The organism is Nostocoides australiense Ben110, from assembly GCF_001050535.1.
GTDB lineage: Bacteria > Actinomycetota > Actinomycetes > Actinomycetales > Dermatophilaceae > Nostocoides_A > Nostocoides_A australiense.
In genome coordinates, this window is record NZ_HG764815.1 from 3,138,523 (window position 1) to 3,141,164 (window position 2,642).

At 71.4% G+C, this 2,642-nt stretch carries 2 protein-coding genes and 1 pseudogene; all 3 read left to right on the plus strand.

Annotation, left to right across the window (positions count from 1 at the left end; all coding sequences use genetic code 11):
- Positions 1–719, plus strand: a pseudogene (locus tag BN11_RS15195) (DNA repair protein RecN); the annotation flags it as partial.
- 5 nt (positions 720–724) lie between these two features.
- On the plus strand, positions 725–1,924 hold the full coding sequence (gene steA / locus BN11_RS15200; RefSeq protein WP_048699073.1) for a putative cytokinetic ring protein SteA: 1,200 nt from the start codon (positions 725–727) through the stop codon (positions 1,922–1,924).
- A partial coding sequence (locus tag BN11_RS15205; protein WP_048699077.1) for a copper transporter occupies positions 1,921–2,642 on the plus strand: 722 nt, incomplete at its 3' end. The genes steA and BN11_RS15205, both read left to right, overlap by 4 nt.

The window sequence follows — 2,642 nt, forward strand, 5'->3', positions numbered from 1 at the left end:
CCACCCCCCCCCCCCGCCTGCTCGACGTCGACACGGCCGCCGACGACCTGCCCGAGCTGCGCGAACAGCTCGCGGCTGCCGAGATCACCCGGGCTGCGGCCGCCCGCACCGTGAGCGACCTGCGGCACGCCGCGGGCACCCGTCTCGCGGGCGCCGTCACGGACGAACTGGCCCATCTGGCGATGGGCTCGGCCACGCTCGAGGTCGCCGTCACCGGCGGCGACGGAGAGGTCCGTTACGGGCCGGACGGCGTCGACGAGGTCGAGTTCCTGCTCCGCTCCGGATCCGGTATGCCGCCGCGCCCGATCGCGAAGTCCGCCTCCGGGGGTGAGCTCTCCCGGGTGATGCTGGCGCTGGAGGTCGTTCTCGGCACCTCGGCGACGAGCGTGCCGACCTATGTCTTCGACGAGGTCGACGCGGGTGTCGGCGGTCGCGCGGCGATCGACATCGGCGCCCGGCTGGCCCGGCTCGCCGAGCACGCTCAGGTCGTCGTCGTGACGCACTTGCCGCAGGTCGCGGCCTTCGCCGATCAACACCTCGTCGTCACCAAGACCGACGACGGCTCGGTCTCCCAGAGCGATGTGCGGGTCGTCGAGGCCCGCGACCGCGAACGCGAGATCGCCCGGATGATGGCCGGCACCGATTCGGCTGCGGCAGTCAGACACGCGAGGGAGCTTTTGGCGGACGCGCGAGCACGCCGCACCGCGTGCGACGATTGACCTCGATGGCCGTTTCCCTGTCCCGCCGATCCCGAGAACCGGTGCCCGCCGGCGCCACCGGGATGGCTCGCGTCGACCGGCGCACCAAGAACCTCACCAAACGGTTGCAGCCCGGCGAGATCGCCGTCATCGACCACGAGGACCTAGACCGGGTCAGCGCCGAGGCCCTCGTGGCGTGCCGGCCCGCCGCCGTCGTCAACGCCGCCCGCTCCATCAGCGGCCGCTACCCGAACGTAGGGCCGACCATCCTGCTCGACGCGGGCATCCCGCTCATCGACGACGCCGGTCCCGACGCGATGACGACGATCCGCGAAGGCCAATGGCTGCGCCTCGACCACGGCCAGGTGTTCAACGCCGATGCGGTCGCGGACGAGGCCCCGGCCCTTGTCGCGGGGGTGGTCCAGGACGACGACTCCGTCGCCGACGCCCTGTCGCTGGCGCGCCAGGGATTGTCCGGTCAGCTGCAGGCCTTCGCCCAGAACACCATGGACTACCTGGTCCGCGAGAAGGATCTGCTGCTCGACGGCGTCGGCGTGCCCGACATCGCGACCAAGATCGACGGCCGGCACGCCCTGATCGTGGTCCGGGGCTACCACTACAAGGAGGATCTGCAGGCTCTCCAGCACTACATGCGCGAGTTCAAACCCGTGCTCATCGGGGTCGACGGCGGCGCCGACGCGTTGCTGGAGGCCAAGCGCAAACCCGACCTGATCGTCGGCGACATGGACTCGGTGTCCGACAAGGCCCTGACCTGCGGAGCCGAGATCGTCGTCCACGCCTACCGCGACGGCCGGGCCCCAGGCGCCGAGCGGGTCCGCGGGCTCGGCGTGGAGCCGGTGATCTTCCCCGCAACCGGCACCAGCGAGGATGTCGCCATGCTGCTCGCCGACGACAAGGGCGCCTCTCTCATCGTGGCCGTCGGCACCCACGCGACCCTGGTCGAATTCCTCGACAAAGGCCGGGCCGGCATGGCGAGCACGTTCCTGACCCGCCTGCGCGTCGGGTCCAAGCTCATCGACGCCAAGGGCGTCAACCGCCTCTATCGCTCCCGGATCTCCGGGGTCAGCATGCTGGTGATGCTCCTGGTCGGCATGCTCGTCCTCGGGCTGGCACTGTGGGCGACACCCGGCGGCTCGATTCTGTTGCAACTGCTCGGTGCCCGCTGGGACGACCTCTGGGCCGCGATCGTGGGGATCTTCACGTGATCGACTTCCGATACCACCTCGTCTCGCTCGCCTCGGTGCTCATCGCGCTCGCGGTCGGCATCGTCCTGGGCGCCGGCCCGCTCAAGGAGGGCATCAGCGACTCCCTCGACCAGCAGGTGGCGCAGCTGCGCGCGGACAAGGATGCCTTGCGGAGCCAGCTCGATGCGTCCGAGAAGTCGGTGCAGGAACAGGAGGACTTCGCCAACGCGCAACTCCCGGCAATCGTCAGCGGACGCCTCGCTGAGCGGTCCGTCGTCGTCGTCACCCTCCCCGGTGCACCGGACTCCCTCGTCGTCGAGACCGAGGACACCCTCTCCGCCGCAGGCGCCAGTGTCTCCGGCCCGGTGCGGATCGAGCAGGCGTGGAGCGATTCCTCGCAGGAGGCGACCACCCGGCGCGAGCAACTGGCCAGCACCCTCGCGCCGACCCTGGGCCTGACCGTCGACACCGAGGACGCTCCCGATCTGGGCGACGTCCTCGGGGCCCTGCTCGCGACCCCGGCAACCCCCGACGGCACGACGGCACCGGAGGCCCCGAGCGCTGTCGCGCGCGCCGCGGCCTGGACCCGGCTGGTCAGCGACGGCTACGTCTCGGGCTCCCTCCCGGCAACCCGCGCCAACCTCGTCACCGTCGTCGGCGCCACCCAGGTCGCCACGGCCCAGGGCTCGAGCGGCACCACCGACCCGCTGCCCGCCCTGGCGGAGCTGGCCGCTGCCCT